This window comes from Streptomyces carminius, from assembly GCF_002794255.1.
Lineage (GTDB): Bacteria > Actinomycetota > Actinomycetes > Streptomycetales > Streptomycetaceae > Streptomyces > Streptomyces carminius.
Genome location: NZ_PGGW01000058.1, coordinates 279616 through 295661, shown reverse-complemented (window position 1 = coordinate 295661; position 16046 = coordinate 279616). Strand labels below are relative to the sequence as shown.

The following is a 16046-nucleotide window of genomic DNA, read 5'->3' as shown; positions in this document are numbered from 1 at the left end:
CATCGCGAACCCCCATGTAGTGCTGCTCCGCCATCAATGCCTCCAGGTGTACACGTCCTGATGGCGAGATGTCCAGCATTGTCCGAGCGGGCCGCGGGTGTCCCGGAAGACGGTTCCGCCGCCCGGGGCGGGGAGGGAATGAGATGGTTCCGGGGGGTGTCACGAGCTTGGCCGAAAACATACGCTGTGCTCGGTGGTGCGCGGTCGACTGGCGTCTGACACGACAGCGCGTCATCACGACTGTTGTGGGTACGTGAGTACGTACGGCAAGAGGGATCGGGCAGGTCGGGCCGCGCCGGAACCCGGCGGCGGGCCCGCGCGTCTCACGGGGCGGAACCGGGGCGTGACCTCGTACGCGGCGATCGGGATCAGGGCAGGACCGGCAGCGGGACGCCGCGCGGGCACGAGGCAGTACGGACAGCACGGGCGCAGCCGCGAGGCGCGCCACTCTCCGTGTTTCGCGGTTTCACGGTTTCGCGCCCGATCCATGGAAGGCCCGGGGCCGCGGGGGGACATCGCGGTGCCGCAGCGCTCGGCAGCGTATGTGCGATCACGTGAGATCCGCAGATGTACAGGTGTGAGGGGGGTCGGACAGCCGCCATCGGCTGACCGGTCCGGATAGGTCCTTGTCGATCTTTGGCGTTACGGAAAGGAACGAGCGCTGATGCGCGAGATCCTCGGAAGGCGACGCATGACCCGCTGGGCGCTGCGCGACGCGGCGCTCGTCTGCGCCACACGGTGGGGGTGGCCGGTACTGCCCGGGGTGGCACCGCGGGAGTCCAGGCGCCTGACCGCACGCCAGTCCGGGCAGCCACGGGGGCGCTGCTCCTGTCCGCGGCCCGACTGCGCCGTGCCCGGCGCGCACCCCTTCGACCCCGGGCTGCTGGCGGCCACCACCGACGCCCGCATGGTGCGCTGGTGGTGGACCAGCCGCCCCGGCGCGCCCCTCCTGCTGGCCACCGGGGACCGCGCGCCCTGCGCGCTCAGTCTGCCGGCGGCCGCGGGTGAGCGGGCACTGGCGGAGTTCGACCGGCTCGGGGTGCGCACCGGTCCGGTGATCGCCACCCCGACCCGCTTCGTCCTGCTGGTGGCGCCGTACGACCTGGAGGAACTGGGCGAGCTGCTCTACGCCCAGGACTGGGTACCCAGTTCGCTGCGCTTCCACGGCGAGGGCGGCTATGTGCCGCTGCCGCCGTCGCGCACCGGCGCCGGGCAGGTGGACTGGGAGCGGCCGCCGTCTGTGGGGGACGGCGGAACCCCGTGGCTGCCGCGGATGGAGTCCCTGGTGGACGTGCTGGTCCGGGCGAGCGCCCAGGTCCCGGACACCGGCAGCCGGCTGGCGTACTGAGCCCGGCGCACCGGAGGGTGCGGTCCCGGCCGGGGTGCCGGCCGGGACCGCACCCTTTCACTTTCACTCGTACGGGTAACGGTGCGCCGGAGTTGGAGGGAAACAGGCGCTCTGTCCCGAGGGGCGCCGGTCCGTTCCCGGTATGTTCGGCCCACCCGGAGGGCCCGCCGAGGGCTCCCGCTCCCCAGCGAGTCGCAGGTGGGTCGTCCATGCATGAGCCGCAGCACCGTGCCACGAACCTCCGCAGCCTCCGCCTGATCGCGCTCGCCAGTACGGTGGCGCTCGCCGTGGCCCTGCCCCTCGCCGCCGCGACCGCCGGCCCGGACTCGCCGTACGCGTCCGGCCTCCGGCACACCGCCGCACCCTCCCCGACACCGGCGCCACCGGCCGCGCCCGCGGCCCCGGCCCCCGGAGCGCCCGCCGCCCCCGGCTCCGCCGAACTCGCCATCCCCCCGGAGCTGCTGTCGGACGTCGGCCTGTCGGAGGTCACCGCCGTCTGCGGGGCCCAGGCCGCGGCACCGGAGGGGGTACGGGCGCAGACCTGCGTCCTGACCCGGGACAGTACGACCTGGGGGCGGATGTACTACCGGAACACGACGGGCGAGCCCCTGCCCGGCGCCCTCAGCCTGACCGGCCCCGACGGCCGTACGGTGCACATGCCCTGCGCCCTGCCCGCGACGGACCGGCCGGGCGCGTGCGACACCCCGGCACGGCGGCGGACGGCCGGCACCCGCCCGGACGGGGAACCGTACGCGGCGGTGGCGGAGATCGGGGCGCCGGACGGGGAGCGGCTGCTGCTGCGGTCCGGCAGCGGAACCGGCGGTGACGCCGGTGATCCCGGCGATCCGGGGCGCCCGCACGGGGGCTGACCCCCCGGGGCACCGCACCGGGGCCCGGACATGAGAAGACCCGATCGCTGGCGACGGGGGATGCACCAGCGACCGGGCAGTTAGAACGGTAACAAGTAACGGCCCGTTCGCAAATTCCACCGATCCCTTCAAGCCGTCTATTCACCGGCCCGCAAGGGGAGTTGTGACAGGAGTCACGGCAGGAATGTAGCAACGGACGCCGGAAATTCGTCTGTCAGTTGAGAGTTACCTGGCGATTGGTGAATCCGCTGCGCGCACGGCGCTCGTCGGCGGTCAGCGGAGCGGTGGACTCCAGCGCCTCGCCGAGCCGTTCGGCGAAGGCCGCCGCGGGCTTCTCGCACTCCTCCGCGCGCATCGCGCCCGGCAGGTCCCACACCGGCACGACCAGCCCGTGGGCCCGGAAGGAGCCGACCAGCCTGGTGTCCTCGCCCAGCGACGAGGCACCCGCGGCGTGCAGCCGGGCGAGCGCGTCGAGCAGCCGCTCCTCGGAATGCGGCATGACCCACCGCAGATGGTTCTTCTCCGGAGTCTCGCACCAGTACGCCGCCTCCACTCCGGTCAGCCGGGCGGTTGGCAAGGCCGCCGAGTTGGCGCGTTCCAGTGAGGCGGCCACTTCCGGGCTCTGGTTCTCCGCGTCCTCCACCCAGAACCCGAATCCGTCATGCACCTCCGGTACGAAGGGCGCCTCCGGGTCCAGCAGATCCTGCAGCCGGGGGGCGTCGGCCGCGGTGCGCTCGGCGGCCACCGGGCTGCCCGGCCGGGCCGTGAGCGCCCGCAGCAGTACGTCGGCGAGGTCCCGGCTGATGTCCCCGGAGGGGGTGTCGTTCTGCAGCCCGAGCAGGACGGCGCCGTTGTCGCGGCGCAGGGCGGGCCACGCCATGGGCAGGACGGTGGCCAGCGTCAGGGCGGGGACGTCGTCGGGCAGCCCGTCCTTCGGGGTGAGCGGCGCGGTCGCGGCGGGCACCAGCTCGCGCAGCGCCACCCAGTCGCACTCCCCGGGCAGTCCCTCGAACGGGCGACGGACGAGCTCCGTCACCGCCTGCGCGGCGGCGCGCCCGTGGCAGGCCTTGTAACGGCGGCCCGATCCGCAGGGGCAGGGCTCGCGAGCCCCGACGACGGGGATCTCCCCACCGGTGAGCTGCGGCGTTGCGGCCTTGGTCTGGGGGCGGCGCTTCTTGGCCATGGCGTACGGATCTCCCGGTCGTACGGACGCTGTCGGCGCGAGCCTAGCCCGTACCACCGGAGGGTCCCGCGTACGCGGGAAACACCGGAGACGCCGGAGACGACACCGCCCCGGGCATCCGCGGGGCGATCAGGCGAAGTCCTCCAGATCCATCAGGTCGTCGAACCTCATCGACGAGCCGAAGCCGGACTCGGACGGCGGCACCACCGCCCAGACCGTCACACAGCCGGGCACCCCGCCGTCCCGCACACCCCAGTCGCGGGCCAGGGAGGTGATGATCGACAGGCCTCGGCCGCCCCGCGCCGTCACCGACGGATTGGACAGCCGCGGCCGGGTCGGGCCCCCGCCGTCCGTGACCGATACGCGCACCCCGCCGTCGCCCGTACGCCCCCACGCCGCCCGTACGCACTCGCCCGGGCCGATGGGCCTGGCGTGCCGGTACGAGTTGCTGAGCAGTTCCGAGAGAACGAGAACCGCGTCGTCGACGACCGCTTCCGGCATACCGGAGCCGAGCAGCTCCTCGCGCATCCGCCGCCGTGCCGTACCCACGCCCGCCGGACCGTGGGGTACGGCCATCGTCGACGACGTCGGCGCTTCCTGTGCAACCACCAACGCCACCCCCGAGACCTCCTTCTTCACCCCACGCCACGGGATGAATGCCCTTTTGCCCGTGCGTGGAAACCGTCCGGAGCGGTCCCGTGACGCGGCTGACGGCCGGAGCCGGCCGGCTCCGGCCGCCGTACGGGCCGAGTGCGCCGGAGCACCACCCCGCCGTGTCCCGGCCGTCAGCCCTCCTCCAGTCCTTCGAGCTGGGCCAGCACGTGCCGGGGCCGGTTGGTGATGATGGCGTCCACGCCGAGCAGCGCGCACAGCTCCACGTCGGCCGGATCGTCCACCGTCCACACGTGCACCTGGTGGCCCATGCTGTGCGCGAGCGCCACGTACTCGGGGTGGGCACGCAGGATCCGGATGCTCGGCCCGGCGACCGGCACACCCGGTGGCAGCCGCCCGTCGCGGTGGCGGGGCAGCAGGAACTGCATCAGGTAGACGGTGGGCAGCCACGGCGCCGCGGCCCGCACCCGGTGCAGGGAGCGCGCCGAGAAACTCATGACCCGTACCGGAATGGCCGGATCGTGACGGGCGAGCACCCGCAGCAACTCCTCCTCGACCTGCCCCGCCCAGCGGGTCGGGTGCTTGGTCTCCACGGCCAGCTCCACCCGGCGGCCCGCCGACGCCTGCTCCTCCACCAGCCGCAGCAGCCGCTCCAGGGTGAGGACCGAGGTGTGCTCGCGGCTCTCGGTGTCCGGCGACTCCCGGGTGTCGCCCCAGCCCTTCCAGGAGCCGAAGTCCAGGGCGGCCAGATCGGCCAGCTCCAGCGCGGAGACGGCGCCCCGGCCGTTGGAGGTACGGTTGACGCGGCGGTCGTGCACGCAGACCAGATGGCCGTCGGCGGTGAGCCGCACGTCGCACTCCAGGGCGTCGGCACCGTCCTCGATGGCCCTGCGGTACGCGGCCAGGGTGTGCTCCGGGGCGTCCTCGGAGGCCCCGCGGTGGGCGACGACGGAGATGCGGCGCCGGGAACCGGACGGCACCCGGTCGGTCTCATTACTCACCGCGTTATGGTGCCACCCCGTACCGCGCGGGTCGGCGGACGGGGGCCGCCCGGACGGGTGCGCTTACGCCGGTCTGACGTCTCATGGGGGAAGCTGGCGTCATACACCTGAACAATCACACCGCGCTCCGGGCGGTGTGTACTGTCGTGTACCTGAGGAGAGAGCTGTGAGCACCGAGAACGAGGGCGCAGCCGACAGGCCCGCGTCGGACGCCCCCGTGCCGCCCCCGCCGGCCGGGCGGTCCGGCGCCGACGACGCCGCGCCCAGGACACCGAACGACGCCCCGCCGGAGGACTACGACCTCCAGGCGCCCACCCACGCGCCGCCACCGGCGCCGGCGGCCGAGGACCCGTCGACGACCGTCCTGCGGAAGATCGACCCGGACGCGCCACCGCCGCACTCCCAGCACCAGCCGCACTCCCAGCAGCAGCCGCAGCCGCCGCAGCAGGACCCGCCGACCACCCAGTTCGCGACGACCCCGCCGCCCCCCGCCCCGGTCCAGCCCCACACCCCCCAGTCCCACGGGGCGCACGGGACCCATGGGGCACCCGGAGCCCAGGCCCCGCAGCCGGGAGAACCCCACAATCCGTGGGGCGCGCCCGGCGAAGGCTACGGCGGCGGTACGCACCCGCCCCAAGCCCCCGACACCGCCGCCGCCTCCTGGGGCGCCCCGCTCGTCCCGCCGGCGCCCCCGGGCCCGGAGCGGAAGCGGGGGCGCTTCGGCGGCCTCATCGCCGCCGTCGTCGCGGCCGCCCTGCTGGCGGGCGGCGTCGGCGCGGGCGTCGGCTTCTGGGCCGCCGACCGCGCGAACAGCGGCACCTCGACGACCATTTCCTCCGACGGCAACCTGGAGCAGGTCAACCGTCCCCCGGACTCCGTCGCCGGGATCGCGGCCAAGGCCCTGCCCAGCGTCGTGACGATCGAGGCCGCGGGCGGCGGCGAGAGCGGCACCGGCACCGGCTTCGTGTACGACCAGCAGGGCCACATCATGACCAACAACCACGTGGTGGCCAGCGCCGCCGACGGAGGCGACCTGACCGCCACGTTCTCCGACGGCCGGAAGTACGACGCCGAGGTCGTCGGCCGCGCCCAGGGCTACGACGTGGCGGTCATCAAGCTCAAGGACGCCGGCGGCGCCAAGCTGACCCCGCTGCCGCTCGGCGACTCCGACAAGGTCCAGGTCGGCGACGCCACCATCGCGATCGGCGCCCCGTACGGCCTGTCCGGCACGGTCACCACCGGCATCGTCAGCGCCAAGAACCGCCCGGTCGCCTCCAGCGACGGCCAGGGCGCCCAGGCCTCCTACATGAGCGCCATCCAGACCGACGCCTCCATCAACCCGGGCAACTCCGGCGGCCCGCTCCTCAACGCCGAGGGCGCGGTCATCGGCATCAACTCCGCCATCCAGTCGGCGCCCGGCGGTGGCCTGGGCGGCGCCCCGGGCAGCATCGGCCTGGGCTTCGCCATCCCGATCAGCCAGGCCAAGCGGGTGGGCGACAACCTGATCAAGACCGGTGAGCCGGTCTACCCGGTCATCGGCGTCCAGGTGGTCACCCAGCAGCAGAGCGACGACGGCGCCCGCATCATCGAGGACGCCGAGGACGGCGCCGAGCCGGTCACCCCGGGCGGCCCGGCCGACAAGGCGGGCCTGCGGGCGGGCGACGTGATCACCAAGTTCGACGGCGTGGCCATCGACAGTGGCCCCACCCTGATCAGCGAGATCTGGGCCCACGAACCGGGCGAGAAGGTCACGCTCACCTACGAGCGCGACGGCAAGGAAGCCCAGACCGAACTGACCCTGGGCTCCCGCACGGGCGACTGAGCCACCTCACCGGCCGTACCGGTTAGGCTGTCCCCACGCCGCGCGCCACCCGGCGCGCGACGTGGGGAGGCTTGCCCGAGCGGCCTAAGGGAACGGTCTTGAAAACCGTCGTGGTGGCGACACCACCGTGGGTTCAAATCCCACAGCCTCCGCATCTGATCGGCCCCTGACCAGCACAGACGGTCAGGGGTCGTCGTCGTGCCCGCTGCCGTCGGCGACCGCCGTTCCCCGTGGTCTCCCGTTCGACGGGGGCACGGAAAGGGCGCGTGCGTTCCGGTGGGCAGGCACTGTTCCACCGTTATTCCTGGTCGTCGCCGAGGACATTACGGAGCCAGTGCTGGAAGCAGCGGTGAACGGCATTGCCGTCATGAGGGTCGAGCTGGATCCATTCTCTCGCGGCAGTCACCAGGTGCCTCATGGCGAAAGCTTCGCCGGAGGTGCGCGGTGGCAGCGGGCAGCGCACCGCTGAGGGCTGTCAGGGTGGCGATGCCTCGGCGGGTTCGCGTCCCACGGCCCCCGTCGGGGCGCCGGTGGCGTGCCGTTTCCGTCGCCTCGCTGTCACACGCGGGTGATAGCTCTTGTGCCCGTGACCGCTTTCCGTGACTTCAACTTCAAGCTGCTGGTCGTCGAGAAACTCATGTACTGGGACCGGACGCTCACCCCGCCGTTCAGCATGAGTGCGTACCTGCGGAGAAAGAAGGGCGTCACCGACCTCTACGGCTACGTGCACGGCAACGGCCTGGCGTACACGGTGCTCGACGAGGCCCGTGACTTCTTCGAACGGCTGCACATCGGTGACGAGTTGCTGGCGACCGTGGACACGCTGGTCCTCGACGGCGGTCACCAGGTGTACCTGGAGTGCGCCCCGATCTGGGACGGCGAGGACGACCTGTTCGACGTCCGCTCGCTCGACGATCTCCCCCTCCTGCCGAATCTCAGGCGCATCATCGGTGCGGACTCCGGCGGGATCGACGTCCCGGACAAGTACGCGATACTCGCGGCCCGGGGCATCGCCGTCGACTGATCCCGGGTGGTTCCGTCGTCGGCATCACCCGGGCGGCCGTGCCCGGTGACCGGACGTCCGTCCACTGGGCGAGTGCCTCGCCGACGAGGTGGAAGCCCTCGCCCCGCGTCGTGAAGGCGTAGGGTGCGCCCCGATCGCCGCCGCGGTCCGGCCGGACGTGGAGCCCGGCAAGGTCCTCACGCCAGCGGCAGGGCGGCGAAGACCGACGCCCGGGCCACCGATCCCGAGGTGACCGACGCGGTGCTCTCCCTGAGAGCGCGCCTGAGCGGCCTCGTCCACGACCGGGCGCAGCGGGGACGCCCCTGTGCCTTCGGCCGGGGCACGAGGTCCGAGGACAGTAGGTTCGTGTGGTCGAGGGCCGGGGCCGAGCCGTAGGGGTGTGCGCATGGGTGATGGTCACGTCACGATCAAGCTGACGAGTGACGAGGCGCTGGTGCTGTCGCACTGGCTGGAGAAGTTGCAGATGACGGACCTCAGTCGCATGGTCGACGACCCGGCGGTCTGGGCACCGGTCCACCGGATCGCGGGAACGCTGGACAAGGCGCTTCCCGGGCTGTTCGCGCCCGACTACGACCAGCGGCTCGAGGCCGCTCGCCGGCGGCTCCGTCCGGAGGAGTGACGGATCGGTCCGAACCGCGCCCGGCCGCCGCGGGCCGAGGTTCCTGGAAGGCGCCGTCCCGGAGTGCCGCGAGGAGGACGCCGGGGCGCGTCCGCCGGGGCGGCTCAGTCCCGGTCCGGTGGTGGCGGGGCCAGGGGCAGGGTCAGCCGGAAGCGGGCGCCCTCGCCGAGGGCGGTCTCCAGCTCGACGTCGCCGCCGTGGGCCCGGGCGAGGGAGCGGGCGATGGCGAGTCCGAGCCCCGCGTCGGCGCCGCCCGAGCGGTTCCGGGAGCGGTCGGCCCGGTAGAAGCGGTCGAAGACGCGGTCCGCCTGCCCGGCCGCCAATCCCGGTCCCTCGTCGGCCACTTCGAGTACGGCGCGGCCGTCCGCCGTGCCGACGCCGATGCGGACGGGGGTGCCCGGCGGGGTGTGGGCGGCGGCGTTGCCCACGAGGTTGGCGACGACCTGCCGCAGCCGGCCCTCGTCGGCGTGGACCGGGGCCGGGCCGGGCGGGCCGGTGCCGCCCGGCCCGGTGAGCTCGACCGGGCGGGACGCGTCGAGGGCGCGCAGATCGTGCCGGGCGTCGCCCGCCAGGGTGCGCAGATCCATCGGGGCCCGGTCGAGCTGCCCCTCGGGTGCCTCGTCGAGCCGGGCGAGCAGCAGCAGGTCCTCGGTGAGGGCGGTGAGCCGGGTGGCCTCGCGCTCGATGCGGCGCATCGCCCGGTCGACGTCGGCCGGCCCGGGCAGCCCGCCCATCCGGTGCAGTTCGGCCGAGCCCTTGATGACGAAGAGGGGGGTGCGCAGCTCGTGGCTGACGTCCGAGACGAAGGTACGCATCCGGGCCTCGGAAGCCGCCCGGTCGGCGAAGGCCCGTTCGAGCTGGCCGAGCATGGTGTTGAGCGAGGCCGCGAGATGCCCGATCTCCGTGCCGGGCTGGGCGAGGACGGGTACGCGCCGGGTGAGGTCGCCGCCGGCGATCGCGGCCGCCGTGTGCTCGATCCGGCGCAGCGGCCGCAGACCCCGGCCGAGCGCGAACCAGCCGACCGCCGTGAGCAGGACGAGCAGGACGGCGCCGCCTGCCAGGCTGCTCGTCCGCAGCCGGGCGACGGTGGCGTCGGCCTCGGTGAGCGGCGCGGCGGCGATCACCGCCCCGTCCCAGCCGGTGGCCGGCCGGGCGACGGCCCGCCAGCGTCCCGAGCCGTCCGCGGCGGGCAGGCCGACGGCCGTCCCGTCGGTGGGGACGGTGCGCAGCGCGCCGGGCGGCGGCAGGGCCGCGCCGTCCAGCCGGGGGGAGTGGACGCTCCTCGTCGGCGAGCCGTCCGCGTCCAGGTACACCAGGTACGGGGCGCCGAACAGGTCGAGCCCGGGGCCGAGGAGCTCGGGGCGGGCGCGGGCACCGTCCACCTCGGGCGGCCCGGTGGCCGAGACCTGGGAGACGAGTTCGGTGAGCGAGCGCAGCCGGTCGTCGATGCGGTCGAGCTGGTAGCGCTCCAGGCGGTCGGAGACGACCGCGCCGATGAGGCCCAGTCCGGCCAGCAGCAGGCCCGTGGTGAGCAGCAGCAGCCGGGCCCGCAGTGAGAGCCGGTGCAACGAGAGCCGGTGCAACGAGAGCCGGTGCAGCGAGAGCCGGTGCGGCGAGAGCCGGTGCGGCGGGTGCCGGTGCGGCGGGTGCCCCGGCGGGCGCCTCACCCGCCTCACCGCCGGGGCTCCCGCAATACGTAGCCCACGCCGTGCACGGTGTGGATGAGCCGGGGCTCCTCGGTGTCGACCTTGCGCCGCAGATAGGAGATGTAGGTGTCGACGATGCCGGCGTCGCCGCCGAAGTCGTAGGCCCACACCCGGTCGAGGATCTGCGCCTTGGACACCACGCGCCCGGCGTTCTCCAGCAGGTAGCGCAGCAGCCGGAACTCGGTGGGTGAGACGCGGACGGGCCGCCCCGCCCGCGTCACCTGGTGCCCCTCGGGGTCGAGCGCGAGGGTGCCCGCCGTCAGCACGCCGGTCCGGTGGCCCGTGGTGCGGCGGAGGATCGCGCGGATCCGGGCGATCAGCTCCTCCAGGTCGAAGGGCTTCGTCACGTAGTCGTCGGCGCCGAGGGAGAGCCCGGTGACCTTGTCGGCCTGGCGGTCCCGGGCGGTGAGGAAGAGGACGGGCACCGGCCCGCCGCGGCCCTCCGCGCGCCGCTCGCGCAGCCGCCGGACCACCTCGAAGCCGTCCATGTCCGGCAGCATGACGTCGAGCAGCACCAGGTCGGGGGGCTCCTCGGTGGCCGCGGCGACCGCCTCGGCGCCGGTCGTCGCGGAGGTCACCCGGAAGCCGGCGAAGCGCAGCGTCGCGGAGAGCAGCTCGCGGACGGTGGGCTCGTCGTCCACCACCAGCAGCCGCTCGGCATCCCGCCCGGCACCGTCGTCCTCCCGGGGCGTCATCGCCCCGGGCACCCGGGCTTCCCGGGCTTCCGGGGCCGTCTGTTCCGGTCGCTCCACGCCGGCCAGGATACGGAGGCCCGGCTCCGGAGCCCGTCCGCGAGCGGTCCGCCGGGCGCCGCGGGCCCGCGCCTCACACGTCACGGTGCCGGAAGGCGACGAACGCGGCGGCCAGCACCGCGGCGACGCCGAGGCACATCCCGCCCAGGTTCAGCCAGGGGTGCGGGTAGTCGGGGTCCGGGACCGTCGTGAGGACCGCGGCCGCGCCCGCCGTCGGCCAGAAGCCGAGGAGGCCCTCGAGCCAGGCGGGGAAGAGGCCCGCGAGGCCGGGCACCAGGAAGATGATTCCCACCAGGATGGTGAGCGCGCCCGCCGTGGCCCGCATGAGCGTGCCGAGACCGGCGGCGAGCAGCGCGATCGCCGCGAGGTAGAGCCCGCCGCCCGCCACGGCGGAGAGCGCCCCGGGATCGCCGAGCTCCGCGCTGGGCACGTCCTGCCCGCGCAGGAGGGCCTGGCCGATGAGGAAGGCGGCGAACATCAGCACCTGGCCGGCCACCACGGCGACGGCGGTGGCCACCGCCAGCTTGGCCGCCAGCAGCCGGTGCCTGCGGGGCGTGGCGGTCAGCGAGGTCTGCATCAGACCGGTCGCGTACTCGGAGGTCACGACCAGCATGCCCAGCACACCGATGATCAGCTGGGCGACGATGTACGTCGTCAGACTGAGGCCGGTCGGATCCCAGTCCTGCCGTTCCTCGGCCGTCGCGTCCGCGTACTGCGTCCCGGCGGAGCTCATGGACAGGACCGTGATGCCGAGCCCGACCCCGAAGAGGCAGGCCAGCGTGTACCAACTGGAGCGCAGACTACGGAACTTGACCCACTCCGCGCGGAGGGTGTGGACGAAGGTCACCCGGGGCGCGGCGGTGGGCCCGGTGACGGACCCGCCGGCGGGTGCGGCGGTGGTAGCGGTGGCGGTGGTAGCGGTGGCGGCGGGCTCGGCGGCGGGCGGGGTCATGCGGCGGCCTCCTGGTGTCCCTGGTACTCGACGCTGTCCCTGGTCAGTTCCATGAAGGCGTCCTCCAGCGAGGGGCGCTGCGGGGTGAGTTCGCTGAGCGGGACGCCGTGGTAGACGGCGAGCCGGCCGATCTCCTCGCCCGTCAGGCCGGAGACGGTGAGCGAGGATTCGGGGCCCTCCCGCACGGTGGCCCCGGCGGCGGTCAGCCGGGAGGCGAGGGAGCCCGGTTCGGGGGTGCGGACGAGTACGGTGCCCTCGCCGCGCGTGCGCAGGAACTCGCTCATGCCGGTGTCGGCGATGAGCCGGCCCCGGCCGATGACGACCAGGTGGTCGGCGGTCTGCGCCATCTCGTTCATGAGGTGGCTGGAGACCAGCACCGCCCGGCCCTCGCGGGCGAGGGAGCGTATGAAGGCCCGGATCCAGCGGATGCCCTCGGGATCGAGCCCGTTCACCGGCTCGTCGAAGATCAGCACCCGAGGGTCGCCGAGCAGCGCCGCCGCGATGCCGAGCCGCTGCCGCATGCCGAGCGAGAACCCTCCGGCCCGCCTGCGGGCCACGCCCTCCAGCCCGGTCCGGGCGAGCACCTCGCCGACCCGGCGCCGGGGGAGGCCGTTGCTCGTGGCGAGCGCCAGCAGATGGCTGTACGCCGTCCGGCTGCCGTGGACGGCGCCGGCGTCGAGCAGCGCGCCCACCTCGGTCAGGGGCACGGGCAGGTCGCGGTAGTGGCGGCCGCCGATGGTGACGGAGCCCCGGGTGGGGGCGGCCAGTCCCAGGATCATCTTCATGGTGGTGGACTTGCCGGCGCCGTTCGGGCCGAGGAAACCGGTCACCTGCCCGGGCCCGACGGTGAACGACAGGTCGTCCACCACGGTGTCGGGACCGTACCTCTTGGTCAGTCCCCGTACGTCGATCGCTGTCATGGGACGGCATCCTGGCGGGCCGGTCCGGTCTTTCCCTGGGAACTTCTGGGAGAACCCTGGGAGTCCGGCGGCCCGTGCCGCGCTCCGTGCCGAGCCCGGGCCCCGTCCGTGCGCCGCCGGGGCGGACCGCTCACAGGAAACCCTCGGGAGAACGGCTGCCGCGGGCCGGCCCGGCGTGCGGCGCCCGTACGGGGCGGAGCAGCGTCCGGAGCTTCGGAGGAGAAGCGCGAGAGCGGGGCCGAACGGGTGGTGCGGTTGTGCGGTGGTTTATCGACACATCGTCATTCGTGCGGGGGAATGAGGCGCCGGCGGCGGTTTTCCGGGTTTCCGGTGGGCAGTCTGGTGGCGCGACGTCGCTGAACCGGAAGAAGCCCAACGGACGCTCCTGGAGGAGGACATGGCAGGTATCCGCACCGTCCGCCCCGTCGCGGCGGTGCACACGCTCCACCGGCTCCGGTGAGCCGACGGGGTGCCGGCCGGGCGGGGAACCGGCCGGTGCCCGATGGGAGAAGGGATGCACGGCGCGGCCGCACCTGGAGTGCGGCCGCGCCGTCGTGTGGGGGAGGGGCACGCGGGGACCCTGAGAGGGGCCGGTGTTCCCTACACCCCCGGGAGGTGTATCCGGCGCCTCCCCTCCGACCTGAGAGGGATCCGGCATCGGGACCTGCGGCCGATTCCGGTGGGGGGCGCGGAACCTAGCGTTGGGCCATGACCACTCAAGGGGGAACCACCGCGGCCGGGGCGCGCCTGACGTTCACCTCGTACGTACAGGCGCGCGGTCCGGTGCTGCTGCGCACGGCCCGCTCGCTCACCGGCAATCCGGCCGACGCCGAGGACCTGCTCCAGACCGCGCTGGCCAAGACCTACCTGGCCTGGGAGCGCATCGAGGACCAGCGCGCCCTCGACGGCTACGTGCGCCGCGCGCTGCTCAACACCCGTACCTCGCAGTGGCGCAAGCGCCGGGTGGAAGAGTACGCCTGCGACGAGCTGCCCGAGCCGGAGACGACGGTGCCGGCGGACGACCCCGCCGAGCGGCAGGCGATGCGCGACGCGGTGTGGCGGGCGGTACTGAGGCTCCCGGCCCGGCAGCGGGCCATGGTCGTCCTGCGGTACTACGAGGACTTCAGCGAGGTGCGGACCGCCGCGGTGCTCGGGGTCTCCGTAGGCACCGTCAAGAGCGCGGTGTCGCGGGCGCTGGCCAAGCTCCGGGAGGACGTGCAGCTGCTGGCCGAGGCGCGCGGCACCGCACCGGACGAGGGGGACGGGGCGCGGGGGGCGGCAAGGGCAGCGGCAGGTGCAGCCGGTGCCGCGGAGGTGCGTGATGTGCGTGATGTGCGGAACGGCGTGCGGGCGGTGCGGCGCGCCGGGGGCCTCGGGGCGGAGCCGGTGACGGCCGCCGCGTAGCCGCGGGAGGCGCGCGGCACCGCGCGCCGGAAGGGACGGAAGGCGGCGGAAGGCGGTGACACCTCCGGTCCGCCCTGGTGACATACCGGCCGGTCGGTGGCAGGCTGCCGGGGAAACGACCGCGTTGCCCGCGGGTGGCGCCCGTATCTCTCCTCGGGAGGCCCCGGTGCTGAGCACGATGCAGGACGTACCGCTGACCGTCTCGCGCATCCTGCGCCACGGCACCACGGTGCACGGGCGGTCGCGGATCACCACCTGGACCGGGAACGCCGAGCCGCAGCGGCGGACGTTCGCCGAGATCGGGGAGCGTACGGCCCAGCTCGCGCACGCCCTGCGGGACGGGCTCGGTATCGCCCGGGACGACCGGGTGGCCACCCTGATGTGGAACAACGCCGAGCACGTCGAGGCGTACTTCGCGATCCCGGCGATGGGGTCGGTCCTGCACACCCTCAATCTCCGCCTCCCGGCCGAGCAGTTGGTCTGGATCGTGGGCCACGCCGCCGACCGGGCGATCCTGGTCGACGGCTCGCTGCTGCCGCTGCTCGCTCCCCTGCTGCCGCGCCTGGACACGGTCGAGCACGTCGTGGTCGTCGGCCCCGGCGACACCTCCGTGCTGGACGGCTGCCGCCCCGCCGTCCACGAGTACGAGGCGCTGCTCGCCGGACGGCCCACCGCGTACGACTGGCCGGAGCTGGACGAGCGCACCGCCGCGGCCATGTGCTACACCTCCGGCACCACCGGCGACCCCAAGGGCGTCGTCTACTCGCACCGCTCGGTCTATCTGCACTCGATGCAGGTCAACATGGGTGAGTGCATGGGGCTGACGGACGCCGACACCAGCCTTCCCGTGGTGCCGATGTTCCACGTCAACGCCTGGGGGCTGCCGCACGCGGCCTTCATGACGGGCGTCAACCTGCTGATGCCGGACCGCTTCCTCCAGCCCGCCCCGCTCGCCGAGATGATCGAGGCCGAGCGCCCCACCCACTCCGCGGCCGTCCCCACCATCTGGCAGGGGCTGCTGGCCGAACTGGCCGAGCGGCCGCGCGACATCTCCTCCCTGCGGCACGTCACCATCGGCGGCTCGGCCTGCCCGCCGTCCCTGATGCGCACCTTCGAGGAGCGGTACGGAGTGCGGGTCGTCCACGCCTGGGGCATGACGGAGACCTCCCCGCTGGGCACCGTCGGCCACCCGCCGGGCGGGCTGAGCGGGGAGGACGCCTGGCCGTACCGAGTCAGCCAGGGCCGCTTCCCCGCCTCCGTCGAGGCACGGCTGATCGGCCCGGACGGCTCCGAGATGCCGTGGGACGGGAAGTCCGCCGGTGAACTGGAGGTGCGCGGGCCCTGGATCGCGGGGGCGTACTACGGGGGCGCGGGCGCCGAGCCGATCCGCCCCGAGGACAGGTTCAGCCCGGACGGCTGGCTGCGCACCGGCGATGTCGGCACCGTCACACCCGACGGCTATCTGACGCTGACCGACCGCGCCAAGGACGTCATCAAGTCCGGCGGCGAGTGGATCTCGTCGGTGGAGCTGGAGAACCATCTCATGGGCCATCCGGCCGTCGCCGAGGCGGCGGTGGTGGCCGTGCCCGACGAGAAGTGGGGCGAGCGCCCGCTGGCCACGGTCGTCCTCAAGGAGGGCGCCGGGAAGGTCTCGTACGAGGAGCTGCGCGACTTCCTCGCCGACAAGGTGGCCCGCTGGCAGCTCCCCGAACGCTGGACGGTGATCCCGGCGGTGCCGAAGACGAGTGTCGGCAAGTTCGACAAGAAGGTGCTGCGGGCGCGGTATGCCGAGGGCGAGCTGGACGTCACGCGGCTCTAGACGGCGCCAGGACGC

13 protein-coding genes, 1 tRNA gene and 1 pseudogene are annotated in these 16046 nt (G+C 73.8%); 8 read left to right on the top strand and 7 right to left on the bottom strand.

The features are described 5' to 3' along the window. Positions 1–664: 664 nt before the first annotated feature. The gene (locus CUT44_RS18580; RefSeq protein WP_100202992.1) at positions 665–1348 is read left to right on the top strand and encodes a bifunctional DNA primase/polymerase; all 684 of its coding nucleotides are present in this window, start codon (positions 665–667) and stop codon (positions 1346–1348) included. Between the two features lie 209 nt (positions 1349–1557). Then, complete coding sequence (locus CUT44_RS18575) at positions 1558–2217, top strand: hypothetical protein (protein WP_100202991.1); 660 nt, start codon at positions 1558–1560, stop codon at positions 2215–2217. Between the two features lie 214 nt (positions 2218–2431). On the opposite strand, the gene CUT44_RS18570 is transcribed toward CUT44_RS18575, so the two are convergent. From CUT44_RS18570 to CUT44_RS18560, 3 genes are all read right to left on the bottom strand, one after another. Then, positions 2432–3400: a DUF5926 family protein gene (locus tag CUT44_RS18570; protein WP_100202990.1), complete on the bottom strand. Its 969-nt coding sequence runs from the start codon at positions 3398–3400 to the stop codon at positions 2432–2434. A 129-nt stretch (positions 3401–3529) separates the two neighbouring features. Further along, the gene (locus CUT44_RS18565; protein ID WP_408646758.1) at positions 3530–4054 is read right to left on the bottom strand and encodes an ATP-binding protein; all 525 of its coding nucleotides are present in this window, start codon (positions 4052–4054) and stop codon (positions 3530–3532) included. 131 nt (positions 4055–4185) lie between these two features. Then, positions 4186–5013: a glycerophosphodiester phosphodiesterase family protein gene (locus CUT44_RS18560; protein WP_100202988.1), complete on the bottom strand. Its 828-nt coding sequence runs from the start codon at positions 5011–5013 to the stop codon at positions 4186–4188. Between the two features lie 166 nt (positions 5014–5179). Between CUT44_RS18560 and CUT44_RS18555 the strand changes: the two genes are divergently transcribed. The 4 genes from CUT44_RS18555 (at position 5180) to CUT44_RS18540 (ending at position 8478) form a co-directional block, all read left to right on the top strand. Further along, entirely contained in the window at positions 5180–6835 is a 1656-nt protein-coding gene (locus CUT44_RS18555) for a S1C family serine protease (RefSeq protein WP_100202987.1), read from the top strand. A gap of 65 nt (positions 6836–6900) precedes the next feature. Further along, positions 6901–6987 (top strand) — tRNA-Ser (locus CUT44_RS18550). 434 nt (positions 6988–7421) lie between these two features. Beyond that, the gene (locus CUT44_RS18545) at positions 7422–7859 is read left to right on the top strand and encodes a DUF6892 domain-containing protein (protein ID WP_100203063.1); all 438 of its coding nucleotides are present in this window, start codon (positions 7422–7424) and stop codon (positions 7857–7859) included. 385 nt (positions 7860–8244) lie between these two features. Further along, complete coding sequence (locus CUT44_RS18540) at positions 8245–8478, top strand: hypothetical protein (RefSeq protein WP_100202986.1); 234 nt, start codon at positions 8245–8247, stop codon at positions 8476–8478. Between the two features lie 104 nt (positions 8479–8582). Here CUT44_RS18540 and CUT44_RS18535 read toward each other — a convergent pair whose 3' ends face one another. The 4 genes from CUT44_RS18535 to CUT44_RS18520 form a co-directional block, all read right to left on the bottom strand. Further along, on the bottom strand, positions 8583–10046 hold the full coding sequence (locus tag CUT44_RS18535; protein WP_100203062.1) for a sensor histidine kinase: 1464 nt from the start codon (positions 10044–10046) through the stop codon (positions 8583–8585). Between the two features lie 104 nt (positions 10047–10150). Next, complete coding sequence (locus tag CUT44_RS18530) at positions 10151–10879, bottom strand: response regulator transcription factor (protein ID WP_100202985.1); 729 nt, start codon at positions 10877–10879, stop codon at positions 10151–10153. 130 nt (positions 10880–11009) lie between these two features. Beyond that, positions 11010–11888 carry an ABC transporter permease gene (locus CUT44_RS18525; RefSeq protein ID WP_100202984.1) on the bottom strand — a complete coding sequence of 293 codons (879 nt, stop codon included), beginning with the start codon at positions 11886–11888 and terminating at the stop codon, positions 11010–11012. Further along, positions 11885–12808, bottom strand: a complete 924-nt coding sequence (locus CUT44_RS18520; RefSeq protein ID WP_100202983.1) for an ABC transporter ATP-binding protein — start codon at positions 12806–12808, stop codon at positions 11885–11887. Before CUT44_RS18520 ends, CUT44_RS18525 begins: the two co-directional genes overlap by 4 nt. Before the next feature lie 708 nt (positions 12809–13516). Between CUT44_RS18520 and CUT44_RS18515 the strand changes: the two are divergent. Next, positions 13517–14032: pseudogene (locus tag CUT44_RS18515) on the top strand (SigE family RNA polymerase sigma factor); the annotation flags it as partial. Positions 14033–14378: 346 nt separating this feature from the next. After that, positions 14379–16031 carry a long-chain fatty acid--CoA ligase gene (locus CUT44_RS18510; protein WP_100202981.1) on the top strand — a complete coding sequence of 551 codons (1653 nt, stop codon included), beginning with the start codon at positions 14379–14381 and terminating at the stop codon, positions 16029–16031. The last annotated feature ends 15 nt before the right edge of the window (positions 16032–16046 follow it).

Bases quoted from the DNA above. Each gene is read 5' to 3' on its own strand.
- CUT44_RS18570 (WP_100202990.1), bottom strand. From the start codon at position 3,400: ATGGCCAAGAAGCGCCGCCCCCAGACCAAGGCCGCAACGCCGCAGCTC.
- CUT44_RS18540 (WP_100202986.1), top strand. From the start codon at position 8,245: ATGGGTGATGGTCACGTCACGATCAAGCTGACGAGTGACGAGGCGCTG.
- CUT44_RS18520 (WP_100202983.1), bottom strand. From the start codon at position 12,808: ATGACAGCGATCGACGTACGGGGACTGACCAAGAGGTACGGTCCCGAC.
- CUT44_RS18575 (WP_100202991.1), top strand. From the start codon at position 1,558: ATGCATGAGCCGCAGCACCGTGCCACGAACCTCCGCAGCCTCCGCCTG.
- CUT44_RS18580 (WP_100202992.1), top strand. From the start codon at position 665: ATGCGCGAGATCCTCGGAAGGCGACGCATGACCCGCTGGGCGCTGCGC.
- CUT44_RS18525 (WP_100202984.1), bottom strand. From the start codon at position 11,888: ATGACCCCGCCCGCCGCCGAGCCCGCCGCCACCGCTACCACCGCCACC.
- CUT44_RS18530 (WP_100202985.1), bottom strand. From the start codon at position 10,879: ATGACGCCCCGGGAGGACGACGGTGCCGGGCGGGATGCCGAGCGGCTG.